Source organism: Pseudomonas sp. SD17-1, assembly GCF_029201585.1.
GTDB classification, from domain to species: Bacteria; Pseudomonadota; Gammaproteobacteria; order Pseudomonadales; family Pseudomonadaceae; genus Aquipseudomonas; species Aquipseudomonas palmensis.
In genome coordinates, this window is record NZ_CP104044.1 from 2,894,928 (window position 1) to 2,912,174 (window position 17,247).

The following is a 17,247-nucleotide window of genomic DNA, read 5'->3' on the forward strand; positions in this document are numbered from 1 at the left end:
TCAAACTCCCGCAGGTAGGCAACCGGCGCCAGGCAGCGCCGATTGCAGGGTCATATCGCTCAAAGGCCTCAGGCGCCTGGCGCGCCAGCCCATTCGCCGTCGGCCTCGGCATTGACATCTACCCGGTGGCCGGTGGTCACCTTGTTGCGCAGCGCCGCCTGCACCGCCGCACTGTCGCCACCGCCCTGCGGTTGGCCCCACGTCACCACGCGCCCGTCTGACGTCAATGCGGCGAAGCCGTTGGAGTTGGCGTACACCGCACGCACATGTTTCAGTTGGTCGGACACCCGGCTGATATCGCCGCCGGCTTCAGAACGCCCCCAGACCGCCACGGTGCCGTCGCTGCACAGGGCGGCGAACGCCCATGCGCTGCCGGTGACCTGAATGACATTGCGCAGGTTGGCCACAGGCTGTGGCACGTTGCCGCCGTTGTTCGCGTTGCCCCAGGCCACCACCGAACCGTTCCTGCGCCGGGCACAGAAGGCATGCCAGGTGCTGGTGACCTCCACGATGTCAGTCAGACCTGCAATTTCTTGCGGCACCGAGCCGCCATGGCTGCCAGCCCCCCAGGCCACTACCTGGCCGGTGGCACGCAAGGCGCTGAATGCCTGGGCCGTAGCCCCCTCAAGGGTGACGATATCGGTCAACTGGGCGATTGCATCCGGTACCGTGCCGCCATATCCGGCATTGCCCCAGGCAACGACACGATTGTTGGTGCGCCGTGCGGCAAAGGCGGCAAAGTTGCCCTTGACGTAGTAGATGTCCTTGAGGTCGGCGATATCGTTGGGCAAGCTGCCGCCGTTGGCGGCACTGCCCCAGGCTACCAGCGAACCGTCGGCACGCTGCGCTGCAAAAGCGCTGCCGGCACCGTAGACAGCGGTGAAATCCGTCAGGTTGAGGATCCCCGGCGGAATGGTCGCGCCCTCGGGCCCCACACCCCAGGCAATGAGGCGGCCGTCGGCTTTGCGTCCGACAAACGCCCTGGCATTGCTGCGCACTTCGACGAAATTTCCGGTTTCACCTTTAGGCATGGAACCGCCCTCGCCCGCCTGGCCCCAGCACTGCACAGTGCCATTGGTCATGCGTGCGGCATACGCGCTGCGCGTGCAACTGACTTCAGCGATGTCGTCGCGGGTCTGCAATGTCGGCGGAATAGCTGCCCCGTAGGCAATACTGCCCCAGCCGACGATATCGCGCTCCCCCCCTGAGCGTTCGTTGCGCAGGGCGACAAACGCTGCACTGCCATTGACCGCGGCGTCGATTCCGTTGCCGATGATGTTGGCCGGGTTGAGCTGCACCTCATCGGTTTGCGTGCGCACGCGCAGCGCCTTCCAGGGCTGCTTGTCCATCCAGGTAGTGCCTGCGGTCCAGGTGGGCTCGTCCAGGTAACGCCATTCGGCGAGGATCGGCTGCAGGCTTTGCGCATTGAATGCGCTCAGAATTCGCGAGGTACTGGAGGCGCGGTAGGTGCTCGCGCCGTAGCGGGCGCCGAAAATACGCAGGTTGCCGCTGCCTATCACACGGTTTACGAAATAGCTGTTGGACGGCGAGCGTTCCTCCGGGCCGCCGCTGCTACGCTGCAGCGTGTATTCGAGCTTGATCGTGGTGCGATTGCTGGCGTTGATCGTGGCATAGGGTACCGACACGTCGAGGGCCTTGCCCTCGTCGCCCGCCGTTACCACGATCGTGCGGTTGAAGTTGCCTGCCGGCAGCTCGCTGTACACCCGTACGGTCACCCTGTCACCGCGCAGCAATCTGGCCACGGTGTCGATCCGATACGTTGCACCATTGCGCACATCGTCCGGGTTCAGCTGGTTGTTGGCGGTCGCCTGCACGAATATCGGCAGCGGCAACGCCGCACGCTGTACCCGCAGCGTGACGGTGCCGGACGTCTGCTCGCGGCCATCGAAGCGGTACACCACGTACTTGACCCGTACATTGGCATCGATGTTGGCCAGTACGAACCGTGCATCGATAGACTGCTTAAGCTCACGTGTCTGATCTTCCAGTATGTACAGGGTGACGCTCGTCGAGCCTTGGGGGGCATCGCCATCCCAGAGCAGTTCCACTTCATCGCCAAGTTTGAGCTGGGCCTCGGCTGGGATCGTGACCACTGCATCGCCCACAGGGCGCAGCGTGCCATTGACCGCGCCCTCCACCACCGGGTCGGGCAGCAGGAACTGGCGCTCTTTGCGACGCAACGAAAGCATGGCAGACACGCGAGTCGGCTGGCGGTCTTCGATGACCTGGTAGTACACATCGGCTGCCACTGTCAGGTAGTTGCTCCATTTGGCGTGCTCGAAGGTGAACGTCACTTGCTTGTCGAGATTGTTCTTGGTCACCTTCATCAGATCGTCGAAGAAGGTACCGCCCGCGTCGGACCACACCACCCTGATGGTCTGGTCGAGTTTCATTCCGGTGTACGGCTCGATGATCACATCGACGCTGGCGAGGACATCAGGATCCAGTTCACCGTCTTGTGCCTGCGGGCAACGGGGTGCCGGCAGTTCCAACTGCGCCACGCCCACTTGCAGCGTGAGAGCCTGTGATTCCAGAGGGCGCCCCAGGCCCTGCCGGCTTACGGTGTAGCTGACTTCGAGCGAACCGCCGCTGAGCGGCTGAATGTTCTGCGGCCCGTTCACGGCAAACGAGATGTCTTTTCCTGCGCTGGCGCTGGTGACCGTTTTGGCGTCCTTGTAGAGCAACGTGCTGCCATCGGAACCGGTGCCTCGCCAGGTGATCTCGATGAAGTCGTCCTTCTCCAGCTGGGCCGCTGCCGGTACCACCACGGTCGCCGTTGCCAGTGTGGCCTCCAGCACGCCGTCGACCGCTTCGGTCACTTGCGGGCTTGGCAGCTTGACGGCAGCGCCGATAAAGTTTGCGCCCACACGCCGGGAGGTCTGTACTACGTTGCTTTTATCAGGCTTTCTGGTGAACCAGGTTCTGCCAAAACCCCGCGCCAGCATCTGCACGTGGGCATAGGGAATCTTGAATACCAATATCCGGGGGCTGCTCAACTTTTGCGAGTAATTCAGGGCAATGATCTGGCCTTGCGCCGTGGTGCCTACCCAGTACAGGGTAATCTCATCCCTTGCCTTGAAGCCGAACACCGACAGCGCCGCCACTTGTACTTCCAGGCCATCTTGCGCCACCAGCGCCACATCGATCGGGTCGCCCTCCACGGCTTGCGAGTCTGGGTTGACGATGATGGGCGGCAACAGTTTGTTGGGGTCGATCGATACCTCGATGTAACCGCGCAATGACCAGTCGCTTGCGGGATTGAACACTTCGTCCCAGATCCAGTACACAAGCACCAGCTTTTCGCTGTCGCCGGCCTCGTAGATGAGCTCGGCATCCACCTCGATGACGAGGTCGTTGCCCACCTCGTCAGGTTGCACGATGTACTCGACGATCGAGCCGCCCCAACTCAGGCGAATTGTGTCGTACTCGCGCATGTTCGGGTACGCCGGTACGGTGACTTCCACGCCATACAGCTCGCCATCAAGGAAGTCCTTGATGTCTTCTTCACCCACCACGCCACCGATTGGAGGGCTGGTCAGAAACGGTGGCAGCAACTTGTAGTGCCCGGCGCGATCGGGTTCAGGGTCGTTTCCGCCGGGGTACTTGAGGCGTGCCAGTACCTTGAGCACCAGCGAAGACTCCTTGTTGGTGGAGCCTGCACGCGTGATCACGTAGTAGAGGTCGTGCACGCCCTCCAGCACCTTTTTGGCCGGGATGTAGGTTTCGATGTTCTGGCCGAGCTGCTCCTCGCGGACACTGACCTTCACCGCCGCGATGTTGCTGGTGCCATAGAACACCTCGATCAGATCCCCCGCCAGCATGTTCGGATACGGCTGCACGAATACCTGCATTCCGCGCACCGAATTGACCATCCCCTTGTTCACGCCAACCTGGGCGCCTTCGGTGTATACCGGGGTGATGTAACCTGGAATGTAGATGCGCCGCAGGGCCAGGGTGCCGGCTGCAAATCCTCCGAATGCCGGCGGCCCTCCCACTATGGCATTGAACAGGTCGATCATCGTTTGCAAGCCCGATTGGGTCCCGGGGACAATCAAGTTGTTCGTCATGAAGTTTTCTCCAATCCAGGAAGCCCGAAAGGTTTGAACGGGGGAATGGGCTGGAAATGATTCAAAGGCAAAATGCACGAGGCGCACAACTGACACAAATACCAGGTGCCCGGCCAAGGCACGTGCGCACAGGGGGAGGAAATCGCGCGCCGATTGCGCTAGGCTGCACCTTTACTCACCAGGAGCATTCTCCATGGCAAAAGCCACCGCCCGTCACATCCTTGTCGCCAGCGAAGACAAGTGCAACGAACTCAAGGCACAGATCGAAGCCGGCGCCGACTTCGCCGAAATCGCCAAGGCCAACTCCACCTGCCCCTCCAGCCGCCAGGGCGGTGACCTGGGCTCGTTCGGCCCCGGCCAGATGGTCAAGGAGTTCGATACCGTGGTGTTCAGCGCACCGGTGAACACTGTTCAAGGCCCGGTGAAGACCCAGTTCGGCTATCACCTGCTGGAAGTGACCAGCCGCCAGGACTGATCGGCCTTGGCCGCATCTGCCGGCCGTGTCGAGGGTCGGCCCGCTCCTGTGAGAGCGGGCTTGATCCGCATTGTGCTGTTCGCCCTTGCCCCGCTGCTGTTTCTGCTGCCTCCCTGGCAAACCCTGATCGCCGCCCCCAGCCACGCCCTCACCGTCTATGGTGAAGCCCCCCGCTACCGCGCCTCGTTCAGCCATTTCGACTACGTCAACCCGCAAGCCCCGAAAGGTGGAAGCCTGCGTCGCTCGGCGCTGGAAATCGGCGGCTTCGACCATGTGCTGCCCTACATCGACAAGGGCACCGGGGTCAGCGAGGTGGACGGCTGGCTGTATGCACCGCTGGCCATTCGGTCACTGGACGAGCCCTATACCGTGTACGGCCTGATCGCGCAAAAGCTCGAGCGCAGTGCCGATGGGCTGTGGCTGCGCTTCTACATCGACCCGCGTGCGCGTTTTGCCGATGGCCGGCCAGTGCGTGCCGAGGATGTGCGCTTCACCTACCAACTGCTGCTGCGTGAAGGCAATCTCAAGTACCGCACGCAGTTTGCCGACGTGGCTGCTGTGGTGGTCGAGACGCCCCTGCAGGTACGCTTCGACTTCAAGAACAATCAGAACCGTACCCTGGCCCTGGACCTGGCGTCGCTGCCGGTATTGCCCGAGCACGCGCTCGACCAGGATACATTCACCAACGGCGGCGGCTTCCAGGCGCTGGTGGGTAGCGGCCCGTACCGCATCGCACGGGTCGACAATGGGCGCAGCATCACCTTCGAGCGCAACCGCGACTGGTGGGCACGGGACCTGCCGGTCAATCGTGGGCGCTACAACTTCGACCAGCTGAAGATCGAGTATTTCGGCGACACCGACGTGGCACGCCAGGTGCTGCGCGGTGGCGGTTACGATTACAACCGCGAGTTCTCCGCCACCGGCTATTCGATCGGCTACAACGGCCCGGCCCTGGACGACGGGCGCCTGCAACGTGCGCACCTGGCCCGAGGGGCGCCGCAGAATGCCCAGGGCTATGTGTTCAACCTGCAGCGCCCGGTGTTCCAGGACCGGCGCGTGCGCCAGGCACTGGGCCTGCTGTGGGATTTCGAATGGAGCAACCGGCAGATGATGCGCAACCTGTACATCCGCCAGCAGAGCTTTTTCGCCAACAGTGCGCTGGCCGCCCGCGCCCTGCCCGACCGCGCAGAGCTCGCCCTGCTCGAACCCCTGCGTGCACAGGTGCCGGCCGAGGTATTCGACCGGGTGTTCGAGGCGCCGCGCACCGACGGCTCGGGGCTGATCCGTGACAAGCAGCTGCAAGCCCTCGCTCTGCTGCAGCAGGCCGGCTGGCGCCCGCAGGGCGATCAACTGGTCAATGCCCGGGGCGAGCCGCTGAGCTTTACCTTCCTCAATGGCCAGTCGGGCCTGGAGCGCCTGCTGCTGCCGTGGAAACGCAACCTGGCGCAGATCGGCATCACCCTGGACATACGCCGCATCGACGCGGCCCAGTACGTCAACCGGCTGATGGCCCGTGACTACGACATGATCGTCACCGGCTACCCGGTGTCGCCCTCGCCCGGGCTGGAGCTTTACAGCTACTTCGGCTCGGCGGCGGCTACCGACCCTGGCTCGAACAACTACATGGCCCTGCAGGACCCGGCGGTGGACAGCGTGATCGACGGCCTGGTCAAGGCCGCGAGCCCGGCCGATATGCTGCGCCATGCCCATGCGCTGGACCGGGTGCTGCAATGGAACTACTACTGGATCCCCAATTACTACCCGCCCGGCGCCTCCACGGTGTGGTGGAACCGCTTCGGCATCCCCAGGGTGCAAGCCAGCAATGACCCGGCGCTGGACACCTGGTGGGAGGTCAGCCCCACCCCGCTGACCACGGCGCAGATGGCCGAGCGGCTGGAGGCTGCGCCATGACCGCGTACATCCTGCGCCGGCTGCTGCTGATACTGCCCACCCTGCTGATCATTCTGCTGGTGAACTTCGTGATCATCCAGGCGGCACCGGGCGGCCCGGTAGAACAGGCCGTGGCGCGCCTGCAGGGTATCGGCGGCGGTGCGCCGGGGGCCGGCAGCGACACGCTGCACAGCGACTCGCGGGCCAGCCGCGGGCTGGACCCCAAACTGCTGGAGACCATCAGACGCCAGTACGGCTTCGACAAGCCGGCCCACGAGCGGCTGTGGCTGATGCTCACTCGCTACGCCCAGCTGGATTTCGGCAGCAGCTTCTTTCGCGGTGCCAAGGTCACCGACCTGATCCTGGACAAGTTGCCGGTCACCCTCTCACTGGGCCTATGGGCCACCCTGATCACCTACCTGGTGTCGATCCCGCTGGGCATTCGCAAGGCCATACGCCACGGCAGCGCTTTCGATGCCTGGAGCAGTGCGCTGATCGTGATCGGCTACGCGCTGCCAGCGTTTCTGTTCGCACTGTTGCTGATCGTGCTGTTTGCCGGTGGGACCTCGCTCAACTGGTTTCCGGTGCGCGGGCTGGTGTCGGAAAACTTTGCCGAGCTGAGCCTGGCCGGCAAGCTGGCCGACTATTTCTGGCACCTGGTGCTGCCGGTGGGCTCGCTGGTGATCGGCGGTTTCGCCACCCTCACCCTGCTGACCAAGAACGCCTTCCTCAACGAGATCACCCGCCAGTACGTGGTCACCGCGCGGGCCAAGGGCCTGAGCGAGCGTCGGGTGCTGTACGGGCATGTGTTTCGCAACGCGATGCTGCTGGTGGTGGCGGGCATTCCCCAGGCGCTGATCACGGTGTTCTTCGCAGGCTCGCTGCTGATCGAAGTGATCTTCTCGCTCGACGGCCTGGGCCGCATGAGCTACGAGGCGGCGGTGTCGCGGGATTACCCGGTGGTGTTCGGTTCGCTGTTCATCTTCACCCTGTTCGGCCTGTTGATCCGCCTGCTGGGCGACCTGTGCTACACCCTGGTCGACCCGCGTATCGACTTTGCCACGAGGCAGCACTGATGCGGCGCCTGTCGCCGTTGTCCAGGCGCCGGCTGGCGAATTTTCGGCGCAATCGCCGCGGCTGGTTCTCGCTGTGGGCGTTCGGGCTGCTGTTGCTGCTCAGCCTGGGGGCGGAGCTGGTGGCCAACGACAAGCCGCTGCTGCTGGGCTACCAGGGCAGCCTGTACTTCCCCGCCTTCAAGCGCTACACCGAACAGCAGTTCGGCGGCCAGTTGCCGTTCCAGCCCGACTACCGCAGCCACTACGTGCGCCAGCTGATCGAGGGCCAGGGTGGCTGGATGCTGTTTGCCCCGATCCCCTTCAGCGCCGACACCCCCAACTACGACCTGCAGGTACCCACCCCCAGCCCACCCACCGCCACCAACTGGCTGGGCACCGACGACCAGGCGCGCGACGTGCTGGCGCGGGTGCTGTACGGCACCCGTGTGTCGATACTGTTCGCCCTGCTGCTGACCGCCATCAGCACCGTGATCGGCGTGGCCGCCGGCGCCCTGCAGGGCTACCACGGCGGCTGGGTGGACCTGATCGGCCAGCGCCTGCTGGAAGTGTGGTCGGGGCTGCCGGTGCTGTACCTGCTGATCATTCTCAGTGGTTTTGTGGAACCCGGCTTCTGGTGGCTGCTGGGAATCATGGCGCTGTTTTCATGGCTGGCACTGGTGGACGTGGTGCGCGCGGAGTTCCTGCGCGGGCGCAACCTGGAATACGTGCAGGCCGCCAGGGCGCTGGGCCTGCCCGACCGGCTCGTGATCGTGCGGCACATTCTGCCCAATGCGATGAACGCCACCCTCACCTACCTTCCGTTCATTCTCACCGGGGCCATCTCGACCCTCACTGCACTGGATTTTCTCGGTTTCGGCATGCCTGCCGGCAGCGCCTCCCTGGGCGAGCTGGTGAACCAGGGCAAACAGAACCTGCAGGCGCCATGGCTGGGGTTTACCGCATTCTTCGCCCTGGCGTTGATCCTTTCGCTGCTGGTGTTCATCGGCGACGCATTGCGCGAGGCGTTCGATCCACGGGCATAATCGCAGCCTCATTACGGCGGAGCGGCCCATGCAAGACAGTGACAGCCTCAAGGACTACCAGCGCGTGCGCCAACTGGCGATCCGCTCGCTGTTCGAGATCATCGAGCAATCCAGCGAGGGCACGATCATCGTCGATCGCGATGCACGAATCGTGTGGATGAACCAGCGCTACGCACGGCGCTTTGGCCTGGAGGACGCCAGTGCCGCGATTGGTCAGCCGTGTGAAAGCGTGATCCCCGGCAGCCAGATGCGCGACGTGATCACCCAGGGCCGGCCGATTCTGCTGGACATGCTCGACACGCCCAAGGAGCCGCTGGTGGTGATGCGCCTGCCGATCCACGATGCCGAGGGCGCGGTGATGGGCGCCATCGGCTTTGCCCTGTTCGATGAGCTGCACAGCCTTTCGCCGCTGCTCAAGCGCTATGCCAGCATGCAGCAGGAACTGGCCTCGACCCGCTCGCTGCTGCGTGCGCGCCAGGCCAAGTACAGCTTTGCGCAGTTCATCGGTACCAGCGCCGCAAGCCTTGAGGTCAAACGCCGCGCGCGGCGTGGGGCCAGCAGCGATTCGCCGGTGCTGCTACTGGGTGAGACCGGCACGGGCAAGGAGTTGCTCGCCCATGCCATCCACGCCGCCTCGCCCCGCGCCCACAAGCCGTTTGTCAGCATCAACAGCGCCGCTATCCCGCACGATCTGCTGGAGGCCGAATTCTTCGGCACCGCGCCGGGTGCGTTCACCGGCGCCGACCGCAAGGGCCGGCCGGGCAAGCTGCAGGTGGCCGAAGGCGGCACGCTGTTTCTCGATGAGATCGGCGACATGCCGCTGGCGCTGCAGAGCAAACTGCTGCGCGTGCTGCAGGAAAAGGAATACGAGCCGGTGGGTTCCAACCAGATGCTGCAGAGCGATGTGCGGGTGATTGCTGCCACTTCGCGCGACCTTTCGGCAGCGATGGCCCGCGGGGAGTTTCGCGCCGACCTGTATTACCGCCTGAACGTGCTGCCGATCGAGGTGCCGCCATTGCGTGCACGGCTCGATGACCTCCCGGCGTTGAGCGAGGCGATTCTGGAGGAGCTGGGCAGCCGCCATGAGCTGCAGGCACCGGCACAGGCGCTGCTGGCCCGACATGCCTGGCCGGGCAACATTCGCGAGCTGCGCAACGTGTTGGAGCGGGCCACGCTGATGGCTGACCAGCAGCAACTGACTGCCGCCCAGATGCAATCGGCATTGGGCCCGTTGACGCCCCTTACAGTCGACACCGACCCCATAACCGACTACAGGCAGGCGTGCGAAGCATTCGAGCGCCAGTTGCTGGAAAACGCCCTCGCCCGCTGCGCCGGGAATGTGCCGCAGGCCGCGCGAGAGCTGGGGTTGGGGCGTTCGACGCTGTACAAGAAGCTGGCGGCTCTGGGGATCAAGTCTCAATAGAGAGACTGTCATCTCAACCTGGAGACGGCCTTGCTGATGAATCGGCACAACGCGGTCATAGACCTGTTTGCGCGATGTATCAGGCAGATCGCATATGCAGGTTTTACTGGCGCTGCGCACCAGATCGCGGGCAAGGCCCGCTCCTACGGCCTAGCGACCAGAGACGTAGGAGCCGGCCTTGCCGGCGAACGAGCGCGAAGCGGTCGTAAAACCAGAGTGCACGGTGTGTCAGGCGAGCCCCATGTGCAGGTTTGGCTGGCGCTGCGCACCAGATCGCGGGCAAGGCCCGCTCCTACGGCCTGGCGGCCAGAAGCGTAGGAGCCGGCGTTGCCGGCGAACGAGCGCGAAGCGGTCGCAAGGCCCGAACGCGCGATGTATCAGGCAGACCGCATATGCAGGTTTTACTGGCGCTGCGCACCAGATCGCGGGCAAGGCCCGCTCCTACGGCCTGCCGGCCCGAGGCGTAGGAGCCGGCCTTGCCGGCGAACGAGCGCGAAGCGGTCGTAAAACCAGAGTGCACGGTGTGTCAGGCAGACCGCATGTGCAGGTTTTACTGGCGCTGCGCACCAGATCGCGGGCAAGGCCCGCTCCTACGGCCTGCCGGCCAGAGACGTAGGAGCCGGCCTTGCCGGCGAACGGGCGCGAAGCGGTCGCAAAACCAGAGTGCACGGTGTGTCAGGCATACCCCGTGTGCAGATCCTCCTGCGCTGCAAGCGCACGCACGGCACACCCAGTCTCAAACCAGAGACAATCATTCGATAAATTCCACTGGAATTAGTATTTATCCATATAAATCAATAGCTTATTAAAATGGCACGGTCTTCGCTAAGGGCTGCATCCCAACAAAAACAAGATGCACCCAAGGAGACACTCGATGAGTGTGATCATTGCCCTGGCAGCCCTGGCGCTGCTGATGCTGGCGGCCTACCGTGGCTACAGCGTGATTCTTTTTGCCCCCATCGCCGCCCTCGGCGCGGTGCTGCTTACCGACCCTTCCGCCGTCGCGCCCGCCTTCACCGGGGTGTTCATGGAAAAGATGGTCGGGTTCATCAAGCTCTATTTCCCGGTGTTCCTGCTCGGCGCCGTGTTCGGCAAGCTGATCGAGCTCTCGGGTTTCTCGCGCTCGATCGTGGCTGCCGCCATTCGCCTGCTGGGCACACGCCAGGCCATGCTGGTGATCGTGCTGGTGTGCGCGCTGCTCACCTATGGCGGGGTGTCGCTGTTCGTGGTGGTGTTCGCGGTGTACCCGTTCGCCGCCGAGATGTTTCGCCAGAGCGATATCCCCAAACGTCTGATACCAGCCACCATTGCCCTGGGTGCGTTCTCGTTCACCATGGACGCCCTGCCGGGCACCCCGCAGATCCAGAACATCATCCCCAGCACCTTCTTCAACACCACCGCCTGGGCCGCGCCTTGGCTTGGCGTGATCGGTACGCTGTTCGTGTTCTGCACCGGCATGCTGTACCTGCAGCGCCAGCGCAACAAGGCGCAGCGCGCCGGTGAAGGCTACGGCAGCGACTTGCGCAACGAACCCGAAACCGCCGCCGACCTGACCCTGCCGCACCCGCTGCTGGCGTTGTCGCCACTGCTGCTGGTGGGGGTGATGAACCTGCTGTTCACCCACTGGATCCCGGCGTGGTACGGCAAGACCCACAGCCTGAGCCTGCCCGGCATGAGCGCCCCGGTACAGACCGAAATCGCCAAGCTGACGGCCATCTGGGCAGTCGAGGCCGCCCTGCTGCTGGGCATCCTGCTGGTGCTGGTCAGCGCCTTCGGCGCCATCCGCACGCGCCTGGCAGAGGGCAGCAAGAGCGCGGTCAACGGTGCCCTGCTGGCGGCGATGAACACGGCGTCGGAATACGGTTTCGGCGCGGTGATCGCGTCGCTGCCAGGCTTTCTGGTATTGGCCGATGCGCTGCGCAACATTCCCAACCCGCTGGTCAACGAAGCCATCACCGTGACCCTGCTGGCCGGCATCACCGGCTCGGCATCCGGCGGCATGAGCATTGCGCTGGCGGCCATGGCCGACAGTTTCATCAGTGCGGCGCACGCGGCGAACATTCCGCTGGAGGTGCTGCACCGAGTGGCCGCGATGGCCAGCGGCGGCATGGACACCCTGCCGCACAACGGCGCGGTGATCACCCTGCTGGCGGTGACCGGCCTGACCCACCGCGAAGCCTACAAGGACATCTTCGGCATCACCCTGATCAAGACCCTGGCAGTCTTCGTGGTGATCGCTACCTTCTACGCTACAGGCATTGTCTAAGGAGACTTCCATGAGCCTTGCAGGAAAAGTCGCACTGGTTACCGGTTCCACCAGTGGCATCGGCCTGGGTATCGCCCAGGCATTGGCCGGCGCTGGCGCCGATGTGATTCTCAACGGCTTCGGCGACGCCAGTGCAGCGCTTGCCGAGGTGGGCCGGCATGGCACCCGGGTGGGGCACCACGCGGCAGACCTTGGCAGCGTGGAGCAACTGAACGACCTGTTTGCCTATGCCGAACGCGAGTTCGGCGGGGTCGATATCCTGGTCAACAATGCCGGCATCCAGCATGTCGCCCCGGTGGAGGCGTTCCCGGTGGAACGCTGGGACGCGATCATCGCGCTCAATCTTTCGGCGGTGTTTTACAGCACCCGCCTGGCACTGCCCGGCATGCGCCAGCGCAACTGGGGGCGGGTGATCAACATCGCCTCGGTGCACGGGCAGGTCGGCTCGGTAGGCAAGGCCGCCTATGTGGCGGCCAAGCACGGGGTGGTCGGGCTGACCAAGGTGGTGGGCCTGGAGACCGCCACCAGCAACGTGACCTGCAACGCCATCTGCCCCGGCTGGGTGCTCACCCCGCTGGTACAGAAGCAGATCGACGATCGCATCGCCAGCGGGGTCGATCCGCAGCAGGCCCAGCAGGACCTGCTGGCCGAAAAGCAGCCCTCGCACGCCTTCGTCACACCGCAACACCTGGGCGAGCTGGTATTGTTTCTGTGTAGCGAAGCCGGCAGCCAGGTACGCGGCGCCGCCTGGAACATCGATGGCGGCTGGCTGGCCCAGTAGCCATCGGCCTGGGGCGCAGGTACCGCTGGCCGGCTACGACTGTCATTTTCAAACCGCAAGGAGCTTTTATGCGACCGCTTTCCCTGACCGCCCTGTTCATGCTGCCCCTGGCTTTCAGCGCCCCTGTTCTCGCAGCAAGCCTCAAGGATGTGGCCCCTTATCCCGAAGCCGAAAACGGCTTTGTGCGCCAGGTGATCCACCTGCCCGAGCAGAAAGACGAGTCGGCATTCAAGGTCGAGGTACTGGCCGGCAAGACCCTCAAGGTGGACTGCAACCTGCAGCGCCTGGGTGGCAACCTCGAAGAAAAGACCCTCGAAGGCTGGGGCTATAGCTACTACCGGCTGGACAAGGTGATGGGCCCTGTCTCGACCCTGATGGGCTGCCCCGACAACAAGAAGATCGACGCCTTCGTGCCGGTGGTCGGCGATGGTTTCCTGCTGCGCTACAACAGCAAGTTGCCGGTGGTGGTCTACACCCCCAAGGACGTGGAAGTGCGCTATCGCATCTGGTCGGCTTCCAGCGACGTGAAACGCGCCACGGTGGAGTAACCCGCCAACGCGTGGGTTCGGGGCACGGCGCGCCAAGCCGCCCTGCCCCGAATCAGGCATAATCGCCGGTTTTACCCGTAACAGAGGCAACATGAAAGCACAGGCCCGTCACATCCTGGTCAAGACCGCCGAAGAGGCCGAACAGCTCAAGCAGCGCATCGCCAAGGGCGAAGCCTTCGATGTGCTGGCGAAAAAGTACTCCACCTGCCCGTCGGGCAAACGCGGCGGCGACCTGGGCGAAGTACGCCCGGGACAGATGGTGGGCGCCATCGACCAGGTGATTTTCAAGAAGCCGTTGCGGGTGGTACACGGCCCGATCAAGAGCAAATTCGGTTACCACCTGGTGCAGGTGTTCTACCGCGATTGAGCCCTCTGCCCTGATCGACAGGCGTGCCATCGGTCAGGCGTTTTTGCGCCAATGTGCACATTTCCGATGACCACCTATCATTTCTGCCAGTTGCGACCGCCGTCGCAGCCCTGTATCGCTTGGGCCGATCGCTAGCCCAAGGAGGACGAAATGAGCCCGCCCAGCCGCGTTGCCCTGGCGTGCCTGCCGTTGCTGAGCCCGTGGGCCCTGACAAGTCAGGCGGACTGCACCTTCGCCCCTACCGGCGGCAACGATCGTTATGTCTGCGACAGCGGCATTGGCACCTCCCTTGTCGACCCTGGCGGTGACAACACGCTGATACTGCCGGCCGGGGGCAGCGGCACCCTCACCGGCAGCGTGACCTTCGGCCCCGGCGTTGACCGCGTCGAGATGGCGTCGGGCATCATCACCGGCGTGCTCGATCAGGGCGCGGGCATCGACACCTTCATCATGACCGGCGGGCAGTTGCAGGCCTTGCAGCAGGGCAACGGCCGCGACCTGTTCCAGATGAGCGGCGGACGCATCATCGGCGCCTTCGAAGATGGCGATGTGGCCTACATGAGCGGCGGGCGCATCGGGCGCGTCGACATGAAGCTGGACCGCAACCTGTTCGACATGTCCGGCGGCATCATCGACGCCAACCTGGTCACAGGCTTTGACCGCGACACGGTCATCGTCAGTGGCGGACGCATCGGCGGCAACATCAGCGTCAGCGGTGGCGACGACAGCGTGACCATCAGCGGTGGCGAGGTGGTGGGCAATGTGCTGCTCAGCTTCGGCGACGACAGCTTCACCTGGCGCGACGACGGCATCGTGCGCGGTGCGGTGCTGATGGGCGACGGCAGCGACCAGGCGCTGCTCGCCAACCTCGACGAAAGCCGCCTGGGGCTGGTGCGCCAGGTGGACGGCGGCCTGGGCAGCGACAGCCTGGTACTGGACCATACCCGCAGCAGCCTGGGCGCGCGCTATACCGGTTGGGAGCGCATGGCCCTGACCAACGCCTCGGTCTTCAACCTGGATGACCACCTGGTTCTTGGAGACCAGGGCACGGGTACCGGCACCTTGCTGATCGATGCCACCAGCCAGCTGGTGGCGCGCACCGGCCAGGTGACGGCGTTTGCCGGCGGCACACCGGTGAGCGTGAACAACGCCGGGCTCATCGACCTCAGCAGCGGCGCCAATGCACTGGGCCGCCTGACCCTCGGCGGCAATTACGCAGGCAGCAACGGCGTGCTCAAGGTCGACAGCGTGCTCGAAGGCGACGGCGCCGCCTCCGACCGGCTGGTGGTCAACCAGGGCTCGCTGGCCGGCAGCACTGCCCTGCAGGTCAACAACCTGGGCGGCAGCGGCGCGCTGACAGCGGCCGATGGCATCCAGGTGGTCGAGGCCGGCCCTGGCACCACCAGCACCAGCACGGCGTTCAGCCTTGGCCAGCCCTTGTCGGCCGGGGCCTACCAGTACTACCTGTTCAAGGGCGGGGTCAGCGCCGGCAGCGAGAACAGCTGGTACCTGCGCTCGAGCGTGGTCGCGCCCCCGGTATCGGCGCCGCCCCTGCCCGGCCAGCCACCGCCACCGGTGGTGCCGGCGCCCGTGGCCGCCCCGGGTACCCCGCCACTGCCCACCCCGGTCGCCGGGCAGGCCATCGTGCTGTACCGCGCCGAAGTGCCGGTGTACGCGGTGGCCAGCCGCGCCGCGGCCATCATCAGCCTGTCGACCCTGGGCACCTTCCACCAGCGCCAGGGCGAGCAACGCCTGCTCGACGAACAAGGCCCGGTGGCCGCCGGGTGGGCCCGCACCTTTGGCGAGCACCTGCGCCAGCAGTGGTCCGGCACGGTGTCGCCAAGCCTGGACGGCAACCTGAGCGGTTTCGAGGTGGGCCATGACCTGTATGCGACGCACACCGACGGCGGTTATCGCCAGCACGCCGGGGTGTATGTCAGCCATAGCCGGCTCGATGGCGATGTCAAAGGCTTCGCGCTGGGTTTCGAAGACAATGCGGTGGGCGATGTTCGCCTCGATGGCGACAGTGTCGGCGCCTACTGGACGCTGATCGGTCCCGGGCAGTGGTACGTGGACACGGTGCTGCAGTACACCGATCTGGACGGCCGCGCCCGTTCCGATCGCGGCGTGAAGCTCGATCTGGATGGGCATGCCCTGGCGGCCTCGGTGGAGGCCGGCTATCCGCTGGCATTGAGCGCGCGCTGGGTGGTCGAGCCCCAGGTGCAGGTGATCGCCCGCAAGGTCGACTTCGATACGCGCAGCGATGGCATTTCAACGGTCAGCCAGGACAGCCAGACCAACTGGACCGGTCGCGTTGGCGCACGAATCAAGGGCAGCTACCTGGCCGGCAGCGTGCCGCTGGAGCCCTACCTGCGCAGCAATGTATGGCGCAGCAGTGGCGGGCGCGACACCCTGCGGTTCGACGGGGGCGAGCCGATCAGGACTGATCAGGCCGCCACCTGGATGGACGTGGGCGCCGGCCTGGACGCCCGGCTGAGCCCCGCCGTGGCGGTGTACGGCGCAATGACCTACAGCGCCAACCTTGATAGCCGCCAGCAGGAATCGATTGGCGGCACCCTGGGGCTGCGCATCAGCTGGTAGGGCTCAGGCCCGGCGTGCGGCGAGCAGGCCGAACCCCGCCAGGCCCAGCAACGATGCGCTGACCCGGTTGAACAGCCGACGCGGTGCAGGCTGGTTGAACCAGCGCTGCATGTACGCCCCCAGCCAGCCGTAGATGGCGATGGCCAGCCACTCCAGTACCAGGAACATCGCCCCCAGCACGGCGAACTGCTCGGCCACCGGCGTGGCGCTTGTCACACTGACGAACTGGGGCAGGAACGCGGTGAAGATCAGGATGGCCTTGGGGTTGCCGGCTGCCACCAGGAACTCCTGACGCGCCAGGCGCAGGGTACCCACGCCGCGTGCACCGACCTGCGCGGCCTCGCCGACCGGTGCGCGCCACAACTGCCAGGCGATGTAGAACAGGTAGCCGGCGCCCAGCACCTTGACCAGCAGGAACAGGTATTCACTGGTATGCAGCACCACCGCCAGGCCCATGGCGGCCAGTACGATCATGCCGGCAAACGCCAGCAGGCGGCCGGCGCCAGCCAGGCAGGCCGTGCGCAGGCCGTAGCGGCTGGCGTTGTTCAGCGACAGCAGGTTGTTGGGGCCAGGGGCCATGTTCAGGGCGAAACAGGCCGGGATGAATAACGCGAGGGTGGTCAGGTCCATGAGGGGCTCCGGTGGCTGGGGCAACGAGTTTCAAATGCCCTGCCGGCCAGCGTCAAGTCATGTATGATCGCGCGCTTCTC

General features: G+C 64.8%; 12 protein-coding genes. 10 read left to right on the forward strand and 2 right to left on the reverse strand.

Going from position 1 to position 17,247, the window contains the following annotated elements; genetic code table 11:
- Positions 1–68 precede the first annotated feature (68 nt).
- Positions 69–4,175, reverse strand: a complete 4,107-nt coding sequence (locus N0B28_RS13030; RefSeq protein ID WP_275726532.1) for a hypothetical protein — start codon at positions 4,173–4,175, stop codon at positions 69–71.
- A 106-nt stretch (positions 4,176–4,281) separates the two neighbouring features.
- On the opposite strand from N0B28_RS13030, the gene N0B28_RS13035 reads away from it, so the two are divergent.
- From N0B28_RS13035 to N0B28_RS13080, 10 genes are all read left to right on the forward strand, one after another.
- Complete coding sequence (locus N0B28_RS13035; RefSeq protein WP_043860171.1) at positions 4,282–4,563, forward strand: peptidylprolyl isomerase; 282 nt, start codon at positions 4,282–4,284, stop codon at positions 4,561–4,563.
- Between the two features lie 69 nt (positions 4,564–4,632).
- Positions 4,633–6,474, forward strand: a complete 1,842-nt coding sequence (locus tag N0B28_RS13040; protein WP_275732057.1) for an extracellular solute-binding protein — start codon at positions 4,633–4,635, stop codon at positions 6,472–6,474.
- A complete protein-coding gene (yejB, locus tag N0B28_RS13045) occupies positions 6,471–7,529 on the forward strand; it encodes a microcin C ABC transporter permease YejB (RefSeq protein WP_043860172.1) in 1,059 nt (352 codons plus the stop codon). The genes N0B28_RS13040 and yejB overlap by 4 nt, the downstream gene beginning before the upstream one ends.
- Positions 7,529–8,551, forward strand: coding sequence for an ABC transporter permease (locus tag N0B28_RS13050; RefSeq protein ID WP_275726537.1), 1,023 nt, complete (start codon positions 7,529–7,531; stop codon positions 8,549–8,551). Before yejB ends, N0B28_RS13050 begins: the two co-directional genes overlap by 1 nt.
- Positions 8,552–8,579: 28 nt before the next feature.
- The gene (locus N0B28_RS13055) at positions 8,580–9,974 is read left to right on the forward strand and encodes a sigma 54-interacting transcriptional regulator (RefSeq protein ID WP_275726540.1); all 1,395 of its coding nucleotides are present in this window, start codon (positions 8,580–8,582) and stop codon (positions 9,972–9,974) included.
- An 874-nt stretch (positions 9,975–10,848) separates the two neighbouring features.
- The gene (locus N0B28_RS13060) at positions 10,849–12,240 is read left to right on the forward strand and encodes a GntP family permease (protein WP_058540163.1); all 1,392 of its coding nucleotides are present in this window, start codon (positions 10,849–10,851) and stop codon (positions 12,238–12,240) included.
- Positions 12,241–12,250: 10 nt separating this feature from the next.
- Positions 12,251–13,021, forward strand: a complete 771-nt coding sequence (gene hbdH / locus N0B28_RS13065) for a 3-hydroxybutyrate dehydrogenase (RefSeq protein ID WP_275726545.1) — start codon at positions 12,251–12,253, stop codon at positions 13,019–13,021.
- 68 nt (positions 13,022–13,089) lie between these two features.
- Positions 13,090–13,569: a serine protease inhibitor ecotin gene (eco, locus tag N0B28_RS13070; RefSeq protein ID WP_078480411.1), complete on the forward strand. Its 480-nt coding sequence runs from the start codon at positions 13,090–13,092 to the stop codon at positions 13,567–13,569.
- A gap of 91 nt (positions 13,570–13,660) precedes the next feature.
- A complete protein-coding gene (locus N0B28_RS13075) occupies positions 13,661–13,936 on the forward strand; it encodes a peptidylprolyl isomerase (RefSeq protein ID WP_038611202.1) in 276 nt (91 codons plus the stop codon).
- 150 nt (positions 13,937–14,086) lie between these two features.
- Positions 14,087–16,537: an autotransporter outer membrane beta-barrel domain-containing protein gene (locus tag N0B28_RS13080; protein WP_275726551.1), complete on the forward strand. Its 2,451-nt coding sequence runs from the start codon at positions 14,087–14,089 to the stop codon at positions 16,535–16,537.
- A gap of 3 nt (positions 16,538–16,540) precedes the next feature.
- On the opposite strand, the gene N0B28_RS13085 is transcribed toward N0B28_RS13080, so the two are convergent.
- The gene (locus N0B28_RS13085; RefSeq protein ID WP_043861489.1) at positions 16,541–17,167 is read right to left on the reverse strand and encodes a LysE family translocator; all 627 of its coding nucleotides are present in this window, start codon (positions 17,165–17,167) and stop codon (positions 16,541–16,543) included.
- Positions 17,168–17,247: the final 80 nt, after the last annotated feature.